At 64.3% G+C, this 406-nt stretch carries 1 pseudogene; it reads right to left on the bottom strand.

From position 1 onward, the window contains the following. A pseudogene (locus tag FHG09_RS19655) lies at nt 1-265 on the bottom strand (hypothetical protein); the annotation flags it as partial. Between the last annotated feature and the right edge of the window lie 141 nt (nt 266-406).

The following is a 406-nucleotide window of genomic DNA, read 5'->3' on the forward strand; positions in this document are numbered from 1 at the left end:
AGCAGTCCTGGAGGACCTCCTCGGCGAGAGATCGGCTCTTGACGATCCGGACGATCACGGCCATGAGGATGCTCGACTGGTCCGTGAACAGCTGCTCGAAGGCAACCGCGTCGCCCGCTGCGACTCTGACCAGCAGCTGACCGCTGGGGTCGACCGGTCCGGAGTCGGCCGTTCTGTCGTCGGTCGAGGTTGGGGCCGGCTTTCTGGATGGGGCTGGGTGCCCCGGGGGTCCGTCTTGAATCGCCGTGGGATCGTCTGAGCTCATTGACCAATGTTCTCATCCCTTCGGACGTCGTTTCGCAGAATATCCATCGGATGGGCGAGAAAGGGGAGGCCAGGGGGGCCGATTGCGACATCGGCCCCTGGCCGGTGCTGCTCGATGTCACTTCTCCGGCATCATCACGGC

This window comes from Brevibacterium sp. CFH 10365 (assembly GCF_009299785.1).
Classification (GTDB): Bacteria; Actinomycetota; Actinomycetes; order Actinomycetales; family Brevibacteriaceae; genus Brevibacterium; species Brevibacterium limosum.